A 17,832-nucleotide genomic window follows, 5' to 3' on the forward strand; every position below is an offset into this window, starting at 1 on the left:
GGCGCAGCGGCCTCGGCGTCAATGCGGATTGCCCGTCAGGCCGGCGCGTACTGCATCTCGCCGTTGCCGAAGGACCAGTTCTCCTTCACCACCTCGACGAGATTGACGAAGACGTCCTCGCGCCGGATGCCGGCCCTCTCGGCGATGCCGTCGGCGATCTGCCGGTAGAGGGCGCGCTTGACCTCGACCGAGCGTCCGGCGTTCCAGGTGATCTGGATGATCACGAGGTCGTCCGTGTAGGTGACGCCGAGGTAGCCCGCCTCCGGCGCGACGATCTCCCCCGCCTCGTGGCGGGTGACGATCTGAAACTTGTCGTTCTCGGGGACGTTCGCCACGGCACGCATCGCGGCATACACGACGTCGCCCACGATCCGGGCGCGGTCCGGCGGTGCCGAGCGGTTCAGGTCTATGCGGACGAGGGGCATCGCCGTCTCCAGGCTGGCTTGCGTCGGCCCATCCGGCCTCACCAGCCGAAGCGGGCGATCTCGCCGAGACGCGCCTGCACGGCGGCCTCGTCGCGGCCGAGGGCGGCGGCGCGCTGCGATAGTGAGTAGCACGTCGGGCAGAAGCCGAGCTGAATCAGTGGAATGCCGTCGGCGCGCGCCCGGGACACCGAGCCGATCAGGCAGGCGATCACCGAATCGCCCGCCGGGAGGCCGATGCAGTCGGCCCGCGGGCTGCCAAAGACCGGCCGGTTCGGCCAGGCGAGCGACACCGTGGTGCCGCCGCGCCGGTCCGGCGCCGGGGGCACCGTGTAGCTGCGCACGAACAGGAGCGCGAAGAGCAGGACGAGACCGGGGAGGATCAGGGCGCGCATGGCGTGCTCGTTCCGTCAGGCCGGCTCGTCGAACCGGCTCCAGCGGAACACCTCCGTGCCGGCGCCGTCGATGACCCGCACGGCCTCGGCCGGGGCGCCGCTGCGCTGCGGCGCGCGCGCCCGGGCGAAGAGGGTCAGGGCGCGCTCCTTGGCGGCCTCGACGGTGAAGGTGCGCACGGAGATGCGCTGGCTCACCGCGTCCTCGCCGCGCGCGCCGGCCTCGTCCTCGGAGGCGAGCACTTCGATGTGGTATGTCTCGCGCGGCTTCACAACGGCTCCATCACGCTGGCATGGCTCCACCATCCATAGCCGCAGGCGGCGCGCCTTGGCATCACCCTTGGCACCACGTCGAGCGTGGTTGCGACGAAAAAGGCCGGGCATCGCGGCCCGGCCTTCCGACTGCGTGGATCGCGCCTCAGCGTGACGATGCGCCGGAATGCGCCGGACCCGGCGCGGTGGTGCCGGGCGCGATGGCGCGGCCCGCGCTCGGCAGGGGGGCGGCGTTCGGGTTGCGCACGGCGCCGGCACCCGGCGCCGTCCCGGTGGTCGCGGGCGAGCCCGAGGTGCTGCTGCCGTTGCTGCTGCCGGAGCCGTTGATCGTGCTGGTGCCGCCCCCCGTCACGGAGGTCTGGGCGTGGGCCGCGCCGCCCAGGGCGAGGCCGAGGGTGCTGGCGAGGATGAGGGTCGGAATGCGCATGGCACCGGTCTCCTGACGGAAAGGGATTGCGAAGGATCGTCTCCGGGGACCAACGCGGCTCGGGAAGGGCCGGTTCAGATCGTATTCCCGTCCGCGCAGGGTGCAAGCCGCGGCGGGATGTGGTTTGGTGGCCGCACCGCACCGCCCGAACGCGACTCCCGGCCGGACCGTGTCCGGCCCATCGAACAGAGAAATCCATGGCGACGACGCCCTTTGTCACGGCCGAATGGCTCCAGGCCCGCCTCGGCGCGCCCGATATCGTGATCCTCGACGGGTCCTGGTACCTGCCGGCCCAGGGCCGCGATGCCCGGGCCGAGTACCTCGCCGGGCACATCCCCGGCGCAATCCGGTTCGACATCGACACGATGAGCGACGAGACCTCTCCCCTGCCCCACACGCTGCCGCGCCCGGAGGTCTTCGCCTCCCGCATGCGCGCCCTCGGCGTCGGCGACGGGGCCCACATCGTGGTCTATGACGGGATGGGCCTGTTCTCGGCGCCGCGGGTGCGCTGGATGCTCAAGACCTACGGCGTCCGCGACGTCGAGATCCTGGAAGGCGGATTCCCGGCCTGGGTCGCGGCGGGCTATCCCGTCGAGGAGGGCGAGGGACGCCCGCGCGCCCGCCGCCACTTCACCGCGCGCCTCGACCACGGCGCGGTGGCCGATGCCGGCGACATCGCCGGTGCCCTCGAATCGGGCAATGCCCAGGTCGTCGATGCGCGCTCCGGAGCGCGCTTCCGCGGCGAGGAGGCGGAGCCCCGCCCCGGTGTCCGGCCCGGCCACATGCCGGGTGCCCGCAACGTCCACTACGCCGCGCTCCAGAGCCAGGGCCGCCTGAAGGACGAGGCGGCCTTGCGGGCGGTCTTCGCCGAGAACGACGTCGACGTGAGCAGGCCCGTGGTCACCACCTGCGGTTCGGGCGTCACCGCCGCCATCGTCGGGCTGGCGCTGGAGACCCTGGGGCGGCCGCCCCGCGCCCTCTACGACGGCTCCTGGTCGGAATGGGGTTCCGATCCCGAGCGTCCGGTCGCCACCGGCCCGGCCTGACCCGCCGCCTTGCCGAACCCCGACCCTCCGGCGCTCCCCGTCGCCGCGCCGGAGCGCCAGCGCTCCCAGGGGCGGATCCACCTGCGCGTCGCCTGCGCGGACGGGCACGACACCCGCATCCTCGACATCGCCGAGGGTGGCCCGCTGCGCCTGCGCCTGCCGCGCCGTCCGAAGGGTCCCTGTGAGGCGGTCCTGCTCAACACAGCCGGCGGAATCGCCTGCGGCGATGCCTTCCGCGTTACGGCCGATGTCGGCGCGGGTGCCGACCTCACCCTGACCACCACGGCGGCCGAGAAGGTCTATCGCTCGGACGGCCCGGTGAGCCGCGTCGCCACCGCGGTGACCGTGGGGGCCGGGGGCCGCCTCGCGCACCTGCCGCAGGAGACGATCCTGTTCGACCGGGCCGCCCTGGCCCGCCGGTTCGAGGCGGATCTGGCGCCGGGCGCCCATCTCCTCGCCTTCGAGGCGATCACCTTCGGGCGCACTGCCCGCAACGAGCCGATGACGCGGGGCCACCTCAGCGACACCTGGCGCATCCGCCGCGACGGACGGCTCGCCTACGCCGACACCCTGCGCCTCGACGGCGCCCTTTCGGACCAGCTCGCCCGCGCGGCGATCGGCAACGGCGCCCGCGCAATGGCGACGATGCTCGACGTCTCGCCCGAGGCGGAGGGGCGGCTGGAGGAGGTCCGCGCCATCCTCGACGCGACCGGCGCGGAGGGCGTCGCCGCCGCGGCCAGCGCCTGGAACGGCCACCTCGTCCTGCGCCTCCTCGGCCGCGATCCGGACGCCCTGCGGGCCGTCGCGCAGCGCGCCCTGACCGCCTATCGCGGGCGGCCGCTGCCCCGCGTCTGGCAGACCTGAGGTCCCATGGGCGGAGAGCGCAGTGCGCCCGTGTGCGGGCCGCTCGGTGGGGCGGGAGCGGACACGCGCAGAGCGGTGCGAGCGCTCCGACCGCGGGGCGTTCCCTCACGGCACGGAGAATGCGAGTTCGCGGGTCTTCGCGCGCAGAGGTCGGGTCCGACCCGGCCTGACCCTGGGGCGATGGTGTCGCGTCGCGGCGATCGAGGAGACTTGAACCCATGCTGCCCACGATCCTGGACACCGCGAGCCTGCGCGCGGCCTTCGCCTCCGGCCGCCTCGATCCGGTCGGCCTCGCCGAGATCGTTGCCGAGCGGATGGCGGCCTCGCCGGACCCGGCGATCTTCATCACGCCGGTCGCGCGCACCGACTTGGTCGCATCGGCCCGCGCCCTGATGGCGGCCCACCCGGAGCCGAACTCCCTGCCGCTCTGGGGCCTGCCCTTCGCCGTGAAGGACAACATCGACGTGGCGGGCCTGCCCACCACCGCCGCCTGCCCGGCCTTCGCCTACACGCCCGAACGGGACGCCGAAGTGGTGGGGCGGCTGAAGGCGGCTGGCGCCCTGGTGACCGGCAAGACCAACCTCGACCAGTTCGCCACCGGCCTCAACGGCACCCGTTCGCCCTACGGCGCCCCGCGCAGCGTCTTCGACGCCGACTACGTTTCCGGCGGGTCGAGCTCCGGCTCGGCCGTGGCCGTGGCGGCCGGGCTCGCCTGTTTCAGCCTCGGCACCGACACCGCCGGCTCCGGCCGCGTGCCGGCGGCCTTCAACAACATCGTCGGGATCAAGCCGACGCCGGGGGCGCTGAGCACCACCGGGCTCGTGCCGGCCTGCCGCAGCCTCGACTGCATCACCGTCTTCGCCGCCACCGTCGGGGACGGCATCGCCGTGCGCCGGATCGCCGAGGGTTTCGACCCGGCCGATCCCTATTCGCGCCGGGCGGTCCCGCATCCGCTCCCGGCGGCCGGCCTGCGCTTCGGCGTGCTGACGCCGGCCGAGCGCGAGTTCTACGGCGACACCGAGACGGCGGCCCTCTACGACGCCGCCATCGCCCGGCTTGAGCGCCTCGGCGGGGTCGCGGTGCCGTTCGACTACGCGCCGTTCCGCGCGGTCGCCGCACTCCTCTACGACGGCCCCTGGGTCGCCGAGCGGCTGGCCGCCATCGAGGCGTTCCATGCCGACCACGCCGCCGCGATGGATCCGAGCGTGCGCGCGATCACCGAATCGGCGCGCGTCTACAGCGCGGTCGACGCCTTCCGCGGCCGCTACGCCTTCGAGGCGTGCAAGCGCCGCACCGACACGATCCTGGCCGAGATCGACGTCCTGCTGCTGCCGACCTCCCCGACCACCTACTCGGTGGCCGAGATGGAGGCCGAGCCCATCGTCCGGAACAGCCATTTCGGTCGCTACACCAATTTCGCCAACCTGCTCGGGATGGCCGCCATCGCGGTCCCGGCAGGGTTCCGCCGGGACGGCCTTCCGGCGGGGGTGATGCTGGTCGGCCCCGGCTTCAGCGACGAGGCCCTGGCGCCCTGGGCCGATGCCCTGCATCGCGCCCTCGGCGGCGGCATGGGCGTCGACCGGGCCGGCGTGTTGCCGGAGGAGAGCCGGGTCGCCCCGGGCGCCTCCGGGCAGATCCTCCTGGTGGTGGTCGGCGCCCATCTCACGGGCCTCGCCCTCAACCACCAGCTCCGGGAGCTCGGGGCGACCTTCCTGCGCGCGACCCGTACGGCGCCCGATTACCGGCTCTACGCCCTGCCCGGCACCGTGCCGCCGAAGCCCGGCCTCGTGCGGGAGCCCGGCTTCGCGGGTCCCGGCCTGGAAGTCGAGGTCTGGGGTCTCGATCCGGCGGCCTTCGGGCACTTCGCCGCCGCGATCCCCGCGCCCCTCGGTATCGGCAAGATCGCCCTCACCGACGGCGAAGCCGTCTCGGGGTTCCTGTGCGAGGCCCATGCCGTCGCGGGCGCGCCGGAGATCACCCGGCACGGGGGCTGGCGCGCCTATCTCGCCGCGGGCCGCGCCTGAGGCGAACCCGCCTGCCCTTGCGAGGGCCGGCGGGCTTGCCCTAAACCCCGGGCGCTGCGGGTCCGGCGACCGGCCGGCCGGCTCGGCAGGCCCCGAGCCCGCATCGAAGAGGATCCGGGATTGCCGCGCACCCTACGCTGTCGCCTCGACGCCTTCAGCCAGATCGAGGCGGACGGGAGCCCGGACACGTGGCGCGCGACCGGGTCCGACCCGCATTTCCGCCTCTGGCCGCCGGAGGGACGCCGGCGCCATCGCGGCGGCTGGGTCCTCCTGCGCGCCGACCTCACCGCCTTGGACCGCACCAAGCTCGTCCCGATCCTCTACGTCGACGACGGCAAGGGCTTTCGCGAGACGCTGGCCATTCCGCTGGAGGCCGACGCCGCCGGCATCGACAATCTCGTGCACCTGCCCCGCCGGGTCCGGGGCCTTCGCCTCGACCCGATGAGCGGCGCCGGGCGCTTCCACCTCGGCGACGTCTCCCTGACCTATCTCGGTCCGGTCGGCGCCGTGGCCGAGACCGCCCGCCGCCTCGTGAACACGCTGCCCGAGGCCGAGCGCGCCCCGGCCCGGATCCTCGCGCGCATCCGCGCCGCCTGGCGCGAGAAGGGCGCCGGCAAATCGTGGCGGGACTTCCGCGCCAGCGCCCGGCCGCGCCCGGTGCCGGCCTCCTACACGGCCTGGATCGACAAGGTGGAGGCGCCCGGCCGCCTCGGCGTCGCGGCCATGCGCGCCGAGATCGCGGGCTTTCGCCTGCGCCCGCGCATCTCGATCGTCATGCCGGTCTACGACACCCCCCATCGCTGGTTGAAGGCCGCCATCGCCTCGGTGCAGGCCCAGGCCTATCCCGACTGGGAACTCTGCCTCTGCGACGACAACTCGCCGGACCCGCAGATCTGGCCGCTGCTCCAGGCCTTCGCGGCGGGGGACCCGCGCATCAAGCTCCATCGCCGCACCACGAACGGGCGCATCTCGGCCGCCACGAACGACGCCATGGCGCTGGCGACCGGCCGCTACATGACCCTGATGGACCACGACGACGCGATTCCCGACAACGCACTCTACGAGTTCGTCCGCATCCTCAACGGCGACGAGACCGTCGACTTCATCTATTCCGATGAGGACAAGATCTCGATCGACGGGGTGCGCTACGATCCGTTCTTCAAGCCGGACTGGTCGCCCGAAGCCCTCGAAGCCTGCATGTATACGGCGCACCTGGCGCTCTACCGCATGGACATCGTGGCGCGGATCGGCGGCTTTCGCGACGAATGCAACGGCGCGCAGGATTACGACTTCGCCCTGCGCTATACCGAGCACGTCCGCAACGTCGTCCACGTGCCGAAGGTGCTCTATCACTGGCGCGCGATTCCGGGCTCCACCGCCCAGACCATGGACAACAAGGACTACGTCATCGCCGCGGCGATCCGCGGCCTCGAGGACCGGGCCCGGCGCACCGGCGCCCTCGACTTCGCCCGCTCCAGCCACTTCAAGGGCTGCTTCGAGATGCGGCGCAAGCTGACGGAGCGGCCGCGCGTCTCCATCGTGATCCCGACCGCCGGGCGCGACAGCACCGTCGGCGGCCGGACGGTGGATCTCCTCGCCGCCTGCCTCGACAGCGTGGCCGCGACCAGCACCTATCCCGACATCGAGTTCGTGGTGGTGGACAACGGCGATCTGCGCCCCGGCACGGAGGCGGCCCTCGCCCGCCACGGCGCCCGGCGCGTGGCCTGGTCCGAGCCGGTCTTCAACGTGGCCGCCAAGATGAACCTCGGCGCGGCCGAGGCCAGCGGCGCGGTGCTGGTCTTCCTCAACGACGACATCGCCGTCATCACCTCCGACTGGATCGAGGCGATGCTGGCGCAGCTGCAGATCCCCGGCGTCGGCGCCGTCGGCCCCAAGCTCCTGTTCGAGACCGGCGAGATCCAGCATGCCGGCGTCTCGATCGTCGATGCCACCCCGGACCATGTCCGCCGCGGCTATCCCGGCGACGATCCCGGGCACTTCTTCTCCACGGTCGGCAGCCGCAACTACCTCGCGGTGACCGGCGCCTGCGTGATGGTGCGCCGCGCCGATTTCGAGGCCATCGGCGGCTTCGATGCGGGCTTCGCGGTCAATTACAACGACGTCGACCTGTGTCTCCGGCTGCGCGAGCGCGGCCTGCGCAGCGTCTACTGCGCCCAGGCGAGCCTCTACCATTACGAGAGCCGCAACCGGGCCCGCACGGTGGACCCGGCCGAGCACCAGCGCTTTCGCGATCGCTGGGCGGAGAAGCTCCCGCGCGATCCCTATTACGGCGAATGGTTCGAGGCGCTGCCCCCGACCTTCGAGCTCGACGCGGCACGCTTCTGATCCTTCGCGGGACGCGAAGGCTGAATCGGAAAACCCCGAATTGCGAATGGCTCCAAGGTAGGATCATTGTCCCGCCGGACGGGCGGATTGGAATCGGGCGATGCCGGCAGGGGCGTTCATGGGCGGGGAGGCGACGGTCGTGGTGACCGGGCTCCTGCTCGTGCTCTGCATGGGCCTCTGGGCCAGCGGCCTCATCGCCGAGATCGTCACCGCGATGCTGTTCTTCGCCGGGGCGATGCTGTTTCGCCTCGCGCCCCCCGCGACCGTGTTCTCGGGCTTCGCCTCCTCGGCGTTCTGGCTCGTCCTCAGCGGCATGGTGGTGGGCCTCGCCATGACGCGTTCGGGTCTCGGCGACCGCCTCGCGCGAAGCCTGTCGGGCCATCTCTCGGCCTCCTATCCGGCCTTCATCGCCGGCATCGTCGCCCTGTCCTTCGGCGTCGCCTTCGTGATGCCGTCCAATCTCGGGCGGATCGCCCTGCTGGTCCCCGTGGTGCTGGCCCTCTGCGACGCCTTCGGCCTCGAAGCCGGGCGCCCGGGCCGGCACGGCGCCGTCCTGGCGGTGGGCCTCGCCACCCCGATCCTCTCGGCCGCGATCCTGCCCGCCAACGTGCCGAATCTCGTGATGGCCGGCACCGCCGAGACCCAGTACGGCCTTCACATCGCCTACCTGCCCTATCTCCTGCTGCACGCGCCGGTGCTGGCCCTGGTGAAGGGCGCCCTCCTCGTCCTGGCGATCATCCGGCTGTTTCCCGACCGGCTCGACCACGGGGAGAACGGCGCCGCCCTCGCGAAGGAGCCCCTGCGCCCGGAGGCGCGGCGGCTCGCCGTGATCCTGGCCGCCACCCTCGCCTTCTGGGTCACCGACAGCCTGCATCACATCGCCCCGGCCTGGGTCGGGCTCATCGCCGCGATCCTCTGCCTGATGCCCCGCATCGGCGTGCTGCCGGCGGAGGCCTTCGGCGCGGTGAACCTGCGCACCTGCTTCTACGTCGCCGCCCTCCTCGGCCTCGTGGCCACCGTGAACGAGACCGGCCTCGGCGCCAGCCTGGGCCATGCCCTCCTCCACGTCGCGCCGCTGACGCCGGACGCGCCGGGCTACAATTTCGGGATTTTGACAGGGCTGGCGGCGATCCTCACGGTCGCGGTCACCGCCAACGGTGCCCCGGCGCTCTACACGGCGCTGGCCGGCGAGATGGCGCGGGCGAGCGGACTCGACCTGATGGCCGTGGTGATGATCCAGGTCGTCGGCTACTCGACCCTGTTCCTGCCCTACCAGGCCCCGCCGATCGTCCTCGCCGTCGATCTCGGGAAGGTGCCGCTCCGCGCGGCGACCAGGCTGACCCTGGTGACCGGCTTCCTCTCCCTCCTCGTCGTCGCACCCCTGGATTACCTCTGGTGGCGCGCCCTCGGGTGGCTGCCGTGAGGCGGCACGGACCGAATGACGATTTGGCGCCTGTGTCGCATGTGCGCTGCGGCGAAGCGGGGTTGCGCATTGGCGCCTGCCCGCTAGCACTTTAGAGACGATCCAAATTTTTCTTGGTGCCCTGTCAAAAACCGGTGCACCGCCCAGTCGAGGACCTTCAGCACGATGGCTCCAACCGTCCGTCCCACGGTCGCCCAGCCGCTCTCGCCCCATCTCCAGATATACCGCTGGACCTGGACCATGGCGATGTCGGTGTTCCACCGCATCACCGGCACGGCCCTCTACGGCGGCTCGGCCCTGGTGGCGATCTGGCTCGTGGCCCTCGCGTCGGGTCCGGCCGCCTACGGCACCGTCTCGTGGTTCTTCGGCTCGATCGTCGGCCGCCTGGTGCTGTTCGTCTACACCTGGATCCTGATGCACCACATGCTGGGCGGCCTGCGCCACTTCATCTGGGACCTCGGCTACGGCTTCGACCGCGCCCAGCGCATGGGCCTCGCCCGCGCGACCCTGATCGGCTCCGTGATCCTGACCGTCCTGATCTGGGCGCTCGCCCTGACCCTGCGCTGAGGAGACCGAGCGATGGTCGACAACCGCCAGAACACCAACGTCACCATGCGCACGCCCCGCGCCCGGGTGAAGGGCCTCGGGGCCTCGGGCCACGGCGCGGGCCATTTCTGGACCCAGCGCCTGACCGCCGCCGCCAACGCGCCGCTGATGCTGGCCTTCGTGGTCATCGTCGCGCTGATGGCGAACCGGCCCTACCCGGAGGCCATCGCGCTGATGTCGCACCCGGTGGTGGCCCTGGTCCTGATCCTCGCCGTGATCTCGGTCACGGCCCATATGAGGATCGGGATGCAGGTCATCATCGAGGACTACGTCCACGACAGGACGCTCAAGCTCCTGAGCCTGCTCGCCAATAATTTCTACGCGGTCATCGTCGCCGTGGCCTGCCTGTACGCGATCCTGCGCGTCAGCCTCGGCAAGCTCGTCTGACCCGCACCCCGAACCCGAAGGATCAGCCCATGGCCACCAACGGAACCAACGGCAACGGCGCTCCCGCCTACACGATCAACGACCACACCTTCGACGTGGTGGTGGTGGGCGCCGGCGGCGCGGGCCTCCGCGCCACCGTGGGCTGCTCCCAGGCCGGCCTGCGCACCGCCTGCATCTCGAAGGTGTTTCCCACCCGGTCCCACACCGTGGCGGCGCAGGGCGGCATCTCGGCCTCGCTCGGCAACATGGGTCCGGACGACTGGCGCTGGCACATGTACGACACCGTGAAGGGGTCGGACTGGCTCGGCGACCAAGACGCCATCGAGTACCTCGTGCGCAACGCGCCGGCCGCGGTCTACGAGCTCGAGCACTGGGGCGTGCCCTTCTCCCGCACGGAAGAGGGCAAGATCTACCAGCGTCCGTTCGGCGGCATGACCACCGATTACGGCAAGGGCACCGCCCAGCGCACCTGCGCGGCGGCCGACCGCACCGGCCACGCCATGCTGCACACGCTCTACGGCCAGGCGGTGAAGAACCACACCAACTTCTTCATCGAGTACTTCGCCCTCGACCTCATCATGGACGAGGAGGGCCGCTGCCTCGGCGTCATCGCCATCGACCAGGCGTCGGGCGAGATCCATCGCTTCCGCGCCCAGATGACGATCCTGGCCACCGGCGGCTACGGCCGCTCGTACTTCTCGGCCACCTCCGCCCACACCTGCACCGGCGACGGCAACGCCATGGTGCTGCGCGCCGGCCTGCCCCTGCAGGACATGGAGTTCGTGCAGTTCCACCCCACCGGCATCTACGGCGCCGGCTGCCTCATCACCGAGGGCGCCCGTGGCGAGGGCGGCTACCTGACCAATTCCGAGGGCGAGCGCTTCATGGAGCGCTACGCCCCGTCGGCGAAGGACCTCGCCTCGCGCGACGTGGTCTCCCGCTCGATGACCATGGAGATCCGGGCCGGTCGCGGCGTCGGCAAGTCCAACGACCACATCTACCTGCACCTCGACCACCTCGATCCGGCGATCCTGCACCAGCGCCTGCCGGGCATCTCCGAATCGGCCAAGATCTTCGCCGGCGTCGACGTCACCAAGGAGCCGATCCCGGTGCTGCCGACGGTCCATTACAACATGGGCGGCATCCCGACGAACTATCACGGCGAGGTGCTGACCCTGAAGAACGGTAACCCCGACACGGTGGTGCCGGGCCTGATGGCGCTCGGCGAGGCCGCCTGCGTCTCGGTGCACGGGGCCAATCGCCTCGGTTCGAACTCGCTGATCGACCTCGTGGTGTTCGGCCGGGCCGCGGGCCTGCGCTGCGCCGAGATCGTCGAGGCCGGCGCCCGCCAGATGGAGCTGCCGAAGGACTCCGCCGACAAGGCCCTCGGCCGCCTCGACCGCTTCCGCTATGCCAGCGGCGGCACGCCCACCGCGGAATTGCGGGCCGAGATGCAGAAGACGATGCAGAACAACTGCGCCGTGTTCCGCACCGGCGAGGTGCTGGAGGAGGGCAAGACCCTCATCCACAAGGTCGCCGCCGGCATTCCCGACATCCACGTCAACGACCGCTCGCTGATCTGGAACACCGACCTCCTCGAGACCCTGGAATTCGACAACCTGATCGGCCAGGCCGTCGTCACCATGGAATCGGCCGCCAACCGCAAGGAGAGCCGCGGCGCCCATGCCCGCGAGGACTTCCCGGACCGCGACGACAAGGAGTGGATGAAGCACACGCTGGCCTGGATGGACGACAAGTCCAAGCAGGTCAGCATCGATTACCGTCCGGTCCACACCTACACGATGTCGAACGAGATCCAGTACATCGAGCCGAAGGCCCGCGTGTACTGAGGCAACGACCCACGTCGTTCCCCGGAATGGTTCTCACGAGACGGATTTAGGCACGCCAAACCATGGCTCAGTTCAATCTTCCCAAGAACTCCCAGATCACCGAGGGCAAGACCTGGCCTCGGCCGACCGGCGCGAACAACCTGCAGGAATTCCGGATCTATCGCTGGAATCCCGATGACGGGAAGAATCCGCGCGTCGACGTCTACCAGGTCGACCGGGACGATTGCGGCCCGATGGTCCTCGACGCCCTGCTCTGGATCAAGAGCAAGGTCGACTCGACCCTGGTGTTCCGCCGCTCCTGCCGCGAGGGCATCTGCGGCTCCTGCGCCATGAACATCGAGGGCCAGAACGCGCTCGCCTGCACCATGGGCATCGACGAGTGCCAGGAGCACGCCAAGGGCAAGAAGACCGGCGCGGTGCGGATCTACCCGCTGCCGCACATGCCGGTGCTGAAGGATCTCGTCCCCGACCTGACGAACTTCTTCGCCCAGCACGCCTCGATCGAGCCCTGGCTCCAGACCGAGACGCCGGCACCCGAGGGCGAGTGGAAGCAGACGCCGGAGGATCGGGCGCAGCTCGACGGCCTCTACGAGTGCATCCTCTGCGCCTGCTGCACCACCTCCTGCCCGAGCTACTGGTGGAACGGCGACCGCTTCCTCGGCCCGGCGGCCCTGCTCCAGGCCTATCGCTGGCTGATCGACAGCCGCGACGAGAACACCGGCGAGCGCCTCGACGCCCTGCACGATCCCTTCCGGCTGTATCGCTGCCACACGATCATGAACTGCGCCAACACCTGCCCGAAGAGCCTGAACCCGGCGAAAGCCATCGCCGAGATCAAGAAGATGATGATCGCCCGCGAGGTCTGATCCGCGGCGCCGGCCGAATCCGGACGAGACGAGGGGCGCGCGGTCGATCGGACCGCGCGCCCCTTTTTCGTGAACCGGGTCCCGATGGGTCGCGTCTACCAGCGCGGGCGCCCACCGGCGGTGAGCGCCCGCGCCCGCCGGCTTACTCGGCCGGCGCGTGGTGCGGCACGTGCACCGCGCCGGGCTCCGCCTCGGGCTTGATGCCCTCGGTGGCGTCCTTGCGGCGGAAGATCCGCATCACGACCACGAAGAACACCGGCACGAACAGCACCGCCAGGATGGTGGCCGAGATCATGCCGCCGAGCACGCCGGTGCCGATCGCCTGCTGGCTCTTCGACGCGGCGCCCGTGGCGATGGCCAGCGGCACCACGCCGAAGATGAAGGCGAGCGAGGTCATCACGATCGGGCGGAAGCGCAGGGCCGAGGCCTCGATGGTGGCGTCGACCAGGGACTTGCCGGGCTTCCACAGGTCCTTGGCGAATTCCACGATCAGGATCGCGTTCTTGGCCGAGAGACCGATGATCGTGATGATGCCGATCTTGAAGTAGACGTCGTTGGGCAGGCCGCGCAGGTACACTGCCGCCACCGACCCGATGATGCCGAGCGGGATCACCAGAAGCACCGAGAACGGGATCGACCAGCTCTCGTAGAGGGCGGCGAGACACAGGAACACGATCAGGATCGAGAGGCCGAGGAGCAGCGAGGCCTGGGAGCCCGCCTGCTTCTCCTGCAGCGACTGACCGGTCCAGGCGTAGCCGAAGCCCTTCGGCAGCTGCTGCATCAGGCGTTCCATCTCCTCGATCGCGTCGCCCGAGGTGTAGCCGGCGGCCGGCTCGCCGGTGAAGCGGACCGACTGGTAGCCGTTGAAGCCGACGATCTGCGACGGACCGACGCCCCATTTCAGCTCGGCGAAGGACGACATCGGCACCATGGTGCCCGTGGCATTCTTCACCCCGTAATTCAGCAGGTCGGGCGCCTGCATGCGCTGCAGCTGCTCGGCCTGGACGTAGACGCGCTGCATCTTGCCCTGGTTGGGGAAGTCGTTGGTGTAGACCGAGCCGAGATTGACCTGGATCGTGCTGTTGATGTCCTCGAACTTGACTCCGAGGGCGGCGGCCTTCTCGCGGTCGATGATCAGCTCCGCCTGCGGGGTCGGGGACAGGCCCTCGATCTTCATCTTCTGCAGGATGGGGCTCTTCTTCGCGAGCGTGAGCAGCTGCGATTCGGCCGCCGTCAGGGCCGAGTAGCCGCGCAGCGCCCGGTCTTGGAGACGGAACGAGAAGCCCGCGGCGTTGCCGAGGTTGTCCACCGGCGGCGGCTCCTGCGCGTCGACGATGGCGTCGCGGTAGCCGGCCAGGGCCGCGTTGGTGTCGGCCACGAGGGCGCTGGCGGAATTGGCCGCGTCGCGCTCGCTCCATGGCTTCAGGGTGACGAAGGCCTGGCTCAGGTTCGGACCCTGGCCCGAGAACGAGAAGCCGTTCAGCATCGTCACGGTGGCCACGCCGGGCCGGGCCAGGAGATACTGCTCCACCTCGCGCACCGCCGTCTGGGTGCGGTTGAACGAGGCCCCGGGCGGCGTCTGGATGTCGACGGTGAAGAAGCCCTGGTCCTCCACGGGCAGGAAGCCCTCGGGCAGGCGCAGGAAGGCGAAGCCGACGCCGACCAGGAGGGCGAGGTAGACCATCATCACCTTGCCGGAGCGCTTGATCAGCCCGGCGACGCCGCGGCCGTAGCGGGCGGTCTCGCGGTCGACGATCCGGTTGAACCAGCCGAAGAAGCCGCCCTTGGCGTGGCCGTGGCCCTTCTCGATCGGCTTGAGCAGGGTGGCGCAGAGCGCCGGGGTCAGCGACAGGGCGAGCAGCGCCGAGAAGCCGATCGAGGTCACCATCGCGATGGAGAATTGCCGGTAGATGATGCCCACCGAACCGGGGAAGAAGGCCATCGGGATGAACACCGCGACGAGCACCAGGGTGATGCCGATGATCGCGCCGGTGATCTGGCCCATCGCCTTGCGGGTGGCCTCCTTCGGCGCGAGGCCCTCCTCGTTCATGATGCGCTCGACGTTCTCGACCACCACGATGGCGTCGTCGACGAGAATGCCGATGGCGAGCACCATGCCGAACATGGTCAGCACGTTGATCGAGAACCCCGCCAGCAGCATCACCGTGACCGTGCCGAGCAGCGCGATCGGGACGACGATGGTGGGGATCAGGGTGTAGCGGATGTTCTGCAGGAACAGGAACATGACCACGAACACCAGCACCACCGCCTCGACCAGGGTCATCAGGACCTTCTTGATCGAGGCCTTCACCGCCGGGGTGATGTCGTAGGGAATGTCCCACTTCAGGCCGGGCGGGAAGAACTGCGACAGTTCCTCCATCTTGGCGCGGATGGCCTGGGCGGTCTCGAGGGCGTTGCCGTCGGGCGCCAGGGTGACGGAGATGCCCGCCGCCTCGCCGCCGTTGAGGCGGGTCGAGAACTGGTAGGCGTCGCCGCCCAGTTCGATCCGGGAGACGTCGCGGAGGCGCACGTTGGAGCCGTCGGAATTCGCCCGCAGCACGATCGCGCCGAAATCCTCGACGGTGTTGAGCTGGCCCTTCACGACGATCGGGGCGAAGACCGGGTGGTTGCTCGGGCTCGGCTGGGCGCCGACCGCGCCCGACGCGATCTGGATGTTCTGGTTGCGGATCGCGTCGGTGACGTCCTCGGGCGTCAGGGACAGGCCGCGCAGCTTGTCGGGGTCGACCCAGACGCGCAGGGAGCGCTCCGTCGAGTACAGCGTCGCGCGGCCGACGCCGGGCACGCGCCGGATCTCGTTGATCACGTTGCGGATGAGGAAGTCGCCCAGCCCGATCTCGTCCATCTTCCCGTCGGTCGAGACCAGGGTGATGATGTTGAGCGTCGCGGCCGAGGCCTCCTCGACCAGGATGCCCTGCTGTCGGACCTCGGCGGGAAGCCGCGCCTCGACGCGCTTGAGGCGGTTCTGCACCTCGACCGAGGCGAGGGCCGGGTCGGTGCCGGGCAGGAAGGTCGCGGTGATGTTGATCGAGCCGAACGAATCGGTGGTCGACTCGAAGCTCATGATGTTGGCCGCACCGTTCAGCTCATCCTCGATGAGCCGGGTCGTGCCCGTATAGAGGCTCTCCACCGAGGCGCCCGGGAAGGCGGTGGAGAGGGCGATCGAGGGCGGCGCGATCACGGGGTACTGCGCCACCGGCAGCAGGGGCAGCGAGAGCACGCCGCCGAGAATGATGAAGAGGGCGACGACCCAGGCGAAGACCGGCCGGTCGATGAAAAAGCGGGCCATGGTTCAGCGCACCTGCGAGACGGGCTTGGCCGCGCCGGCCTTGCTCGGATCGGTCTTGGTCGGATCGGCCTTCGCTTCGCCCGGCTTGGCGCCGGCTTCGGCATCGGCCGTGTCGGTGTCGCGCGGCTTCGGCTCGTGGTCCTCGGCGGCCGATTTCAGCTCGACGGTCTTCACCTCCTGGCCGGCGACGATCTTCTGAACGCCCTCGACCACGACCCGGTCGCCGGCCTTCAGGCCCGAGCGGATGATCCACTGGTTGCCGACCACGGAGCCGACCTCCACGGGCTGGAGCATCACCTTGCTGTCCTCCCGCACGACCCAGACCTCGGCCTTGCCGTCGCTGGTGCGCTGGATCGATTGCTGCGGCACCGCCAGGGCGTCGGTGTCGATGCCCTGCTTGATGCGGGCGCGGACATACATGCCGGGGAACAATTCGTCGTGCGGGTTCGGGAACAGCACGCGCAGGGTCACCTGGCCGGTGCTGGGGTCGGCGGTGACGTCCGAGAACAGCAGCTTGCCGGCCGAACCGTAGAGCGATCCGTCATCCATGATCAGGTGCACGTTCGCGGTGTCGGCCGAGAGGCGCGAAAGCTCGCCGCTGGCGAGGTCCCGGCGCAGCTTGTTCAATTCGCCCACCGACTGGGTGATGTCGACGTAGATCGGGTCGAGCTGCTGGATGGTGGCGAGGTTGGCCGCGCCCCCCTGCTCCACCAGGGTACCCTCGGTGAGGAGCGCCCGGCCGATGCGGCCCGAGATCGGCGCGCGGACGTCGGTCCAGCTCAGGTTGAGCTTGGCCCGGTCCCGGGTCGCCTTGGCGCCGGCGACCTCGGCCTCGGCCTGCTTCAGGCTCGCATAGGCGCTGTCGTACTGGGCCTGGCTCGCGGTCTGGCGCGAGAGCAGCTGTTCGAGGCGGTCGGCCTGCTGGCTCGCGAGGACCTGGGCGGCCTCCGTGCGGGCGAGTGCCGCCTCGGCGCTCTGGAGTTCGACCGCGAAGGGCGCCGGGTCGATCTTGTAGAGGAGGTCGCCCTCCTTCACGAGGCTGCCCTGCTCGAAGGTGCGCTTCACCACCAGGCCGGAGACGCGCGAGCGCACCTCGGCGATCCGCAGGGGGGCGACGCGGCCCGGCAGGTCGCGGAGATAGGGGATCGGCTGCTCGCGGACGGTGACGATGCCGACCTCCGGGACCGGCCCGGGGACCGGCGCGGACGCCTGCTGCTTCTGATTGCAGGCCGAGAGGGCGACCAGCACGAAGCCTGCCGCCAGCGCGGTCGGCCGGGTGCGGAACAGGCGGTGGTTCAAGGACGTCACGATCGTTTCGCTCCTGCGAAATTTCGGCAAAAGGCGCTCGGCCCGGGGCCGGCATCGCCGCGTTCAGGGTCCAGGGCCCTCGTGCACCGCGAGCGGGCCGGGCCGTGGCAAGCGTCGGGCCATGTGGGGATGGCCGTGACGGGATCGGGGTCTGCTGCAACTTCGGCGAGCGCGGGAGCGGCCGGATCGGGCCGAGGCTGGATCATGCCGAATCGCTCCGGAGCCGGATCATCCGGGCCGACCCTCGCCTAGCCTACAATCTGGGCGATCCGACGACACGCGCACCACCGG

The 17,832-nt window shown here is 70.4% G+C and carries 15 protein-coding genes; 9 read left to right on the forward strand and 6 right to left on the reverse strand.

The genetic code is table 11. The features are described 5' to 3' along the window. Nucleotides 1-35: 35 nt before the first annotated feature. From AC0IWM_RS07090 to AC0IWM_RS07105, 4 genes are all read right to left on the reverse strand, one after another. Nucleotides 36-425: a tautomerase family protein gene (locus tag AC0IWM_RS07090; protein WP_056474820.1), complete on the reverse strand. Its 390-nt coding sequence runs from the start codon at nt 423-425 to the stop codon at nt 36-38. 38 nt (nt 426-463) lie between these two features. Next, nucleotides 464-817: a hypothetical protein gene (locus AC0IWM_RS07095; RefSeq protein ID WP_471753780.1), complete on the reverse strand. Its 354-nt coding sequence runs from the start codon at nt 815-817 to the stop codon at nt 464-466. 15 nt (nt 818-832) lie between these two features. After that, entirely contained in the window at nt 833-1,087 is a 255-nt protein-coding gene (locus AC0IWM_RS07100; RefSeq protein ID WP_471753782.1) for a hypothetical protein, read from the reverse strand. Nucleotides 1,088-1,232: 145 nt separating this feature from the next. Beyond that, nucleotides 1,233-1,514, reverse strand: a complete 282-nt coding sequence (locus AC0IWM_RS07105) for a hypothetical protein (protein ID WP_471753784.1) — start codon at nt 1,512-1,514, stop codon at nt 1,233-1,235. Between the two features lie 197 nt (nt 1,515-1,711). Between AC0IWM_RS07105 and sseA the strand changes: the two genes are divergently transcribed. From sseA to AC0IWM_RS07150, 9 genes are all read left to right on the forward strand, one after another. Further along, nucleotides 1,712-2,560 carry a 3-mercaptopyruvate sulfurtransferase gene (gene sseA / locus AC0IWM_RS07110; RefSeq protein ID WP_471753786.1) on the forward strand — a complete coding sequence of 283 codons (849 nt, stop codon included), beginning with the start codon at nt 1,712-1,714 and terminating at the stop codon, nt 2,558-2,560. A gap of 9 nt (nt 2,561-2,569) precedes the next feature. After that, complete coding sequence (locus AC0IWM_RS07115; protein WP_471753788.1) at nt 2,570-3,424, forward strand: urease accessory protein UreD; 855 nt, start codon at nt 2,570-2,572, stop codon at nt 3,422-3,424. 218 nt (nt 3,425-3,642) lie between these two features. Further along, nucleotides 3,643-5,448 (forward strand): allophanate hydrolase, encoded by a 1,806-nt coding sequence (atzF, locus tag AC0IWM_RS07120; RefSeq protein ID WP_471753790.1) that lies wholly within the window; start codon nt 3,643-3,645, stop codon nt 5,446-5,448. A 120-nt stretch (nt 5,449-5,568) separates the two neighbouring features. Then, on the forward strand, nt 5,569-7,794 hold the full coding sequence (locus tag AC0IWM_RS07125) for a glycosyltransferase family 2 protein (protein ID WP_471753792.1): 2,226 nt from the start codon (nt 5,569-5,571) through the stop codon (nt 7,792-7,794). 100 nt (nt 7,795-7,894) lie between these two features. Then, nucleotides 7,895-9,217, forward strand: coding sequence for an SLC13 family permease (locus AC0IWM_RS07130; RefSeq protein ID WP_471753794.1), 1,323 nt, complete (start codon nt 7,895-7,897; stop codon nt 9,215-9,217). 165 nt (nt 9,218-9,382) lie between these two features. Continuing rightward, nucleotides 9,383-9,784, forward strand: coding sequence for a succinate dehydrogenase, cytochrome b556 subunit (gene sdhC, locus AC0IWM_RS07135; protein WP_056474844.1), 402 nt, complete (start codon nt 9,383-9,385; stop codon nt 9,782-9,784). 12 nt (nt 9,785-9,796) lie between these two features. Further along, entirely contained in the window at nt 9,797-10,210 is a 414-nt protein-coding gene (gene sdhD, locus AC0IWM_RS07140) for a succinate dehydrogenase, hydrophobic membrane anchor protein (RefSeq protein WP_471753796.1), read from the forward strand. 29 nt (nt 10,211-10,239) lie between these two features. Beyond that, nucleotides 10,240-12,060, forward strand: coding sequence for a succinate dehydrogenase flavoprotein subunit (sdhA, locus tag AC0IWM_RS07145; protein ID WP_471753798.1), 1,821 nt, complete (start codon nt 10,240-10,242; stop codon nt 12,058-12,060). A 62-nt stretch (nt 12,061-12,122) separates the two neighbouring features. After that, complete coding sequence (locus AC0IWM_RS07150; protein WP_056474864.1) at nt 12,123-12,926, forward strand: succinate dehydrogenase iron-sulfur subunit; 804 nt, start codon at nt 12,123-12,125, stop codon at nt 12,924-12,926. 142 nt (nt 12,927-13,068) lie between these two features. On the opposite strand, the gene AC0IWM_RS07155 is transcribed toward AC0IWM_RS07150, so the two are convergent. Continuing rightward, nucleotides 13,069-16,233: a multidrug efflux RND transporter permease subunit gene (locus AC0IWM_RS07155; protein WP_471753800.1), complete on the reverse strand. Its 3,165-nt coding sequence runs from the start codon at nt 16,231-16,233 to the stop codon at nt 13,069-13,071. Nucleotides 16,234-16,236: 3 nt separating this feature from the next. Then, nucleotides 16,237-17,520 (reverse strand): efflux RND transporter periplasmic adaptor subunit, encoded by a 1,284-nt coding sequence (locus AC0IWM_RS07160; protein ID WP_471754125.1) that lies wholly within the window; start codon nt 17,518-17,520, stop codon nt 16,237-16,239. Nucleotides 17,521-17,832: the final 312 nt, after the last annotated feature.

It is taken from the genome of Methylobacterium sp. AC433 (assembly GCF_979253015.1).

What these genes read in the sequence shown, in the direction of transcription:
- AC0IWM_RS07150 (WP_056474864.1), top strand. Translation starts at nt 12,123, where the DNA reads ATGGCTCAGTTCAATCTTCCCAAGAACTCCCAGATCACCGAGGGCAAG.
- AC0IWM_RS07090 (WP_056474820.1), bottom strand. Translation starts at nt 425, where the DNA reads ATGCCCCTCGTCCGCATAGACCTGAACCGCTCGGCACCGCCGGACCGC.
- atzF (WP_471753790.1), top strand. Translation starts at nt 3,643, where the DNA reads ATGCTGCCCACGATCCTGGACACCGCGAGCCTGCGCGCGGCCTTCGCC.
- sdhC (WP_056474844.1), top strand. Translation starts at nt 9,383, where the DNA reads ATGGCTCCAACCGTCCGTCCCACGGTCGCCCAGCCGCTCTCGCCCCAT.
- sseA (WP_471753786.1), top strand. Translation starts at nt 1,712, where the DNA reads ATGGCGACGACGCCCTTTGTCACGGCCGAATGGCTCCAGGCCCGCCTC.
- AC0IWM_RS07130 (WP_471753794.1), top strand. Translation starts at nt 7,895, where the DNA reads ATGCCGGCAGGGGCGTTCATGGGCGGGGAGGCGACGGTCGTGGTGACC.
- sdhA (WP_471753798.1), top strand. Translation starts at nt 10,240, where the DNA reads ATGGCCACCAACGGAACCAACGGCAACGGCGCTCCCGCCTACACGATC.
- sdhD (WP_471753796.1), top strand. Translation starts at nt 9,797, where the DNA reads ATGGTCGACAACCGCCAGAACACCAACGTCACCATGCGCACGCCCCGC.
- AC0IWM_RS07105 (WP_471753784.1), bottom strand. Translation starts at nt 1,514, where the DNA reads ATGCGCATTCCGACCCTCATCCTCGCCAGCACCCTCGGCCTCGCCCTG.
- AC0IWM_RS07095 (WP_471753780.1), bottom strand. Translation starts at nt 817, where the DNA reads ATGCGCGCCCTGATCCTCCCCGGTCTCGTCCTGCTCTTCGCGCTCCTG.
- AC0IWM_RS07155 (WP_471753800.1), bottom strand. Translation starts at nt 16,233, where the DNA reads ATGGCCCGCTTTTTCATCGACCGGCCGGTCTTCGCCTGGGTCGTCGCC.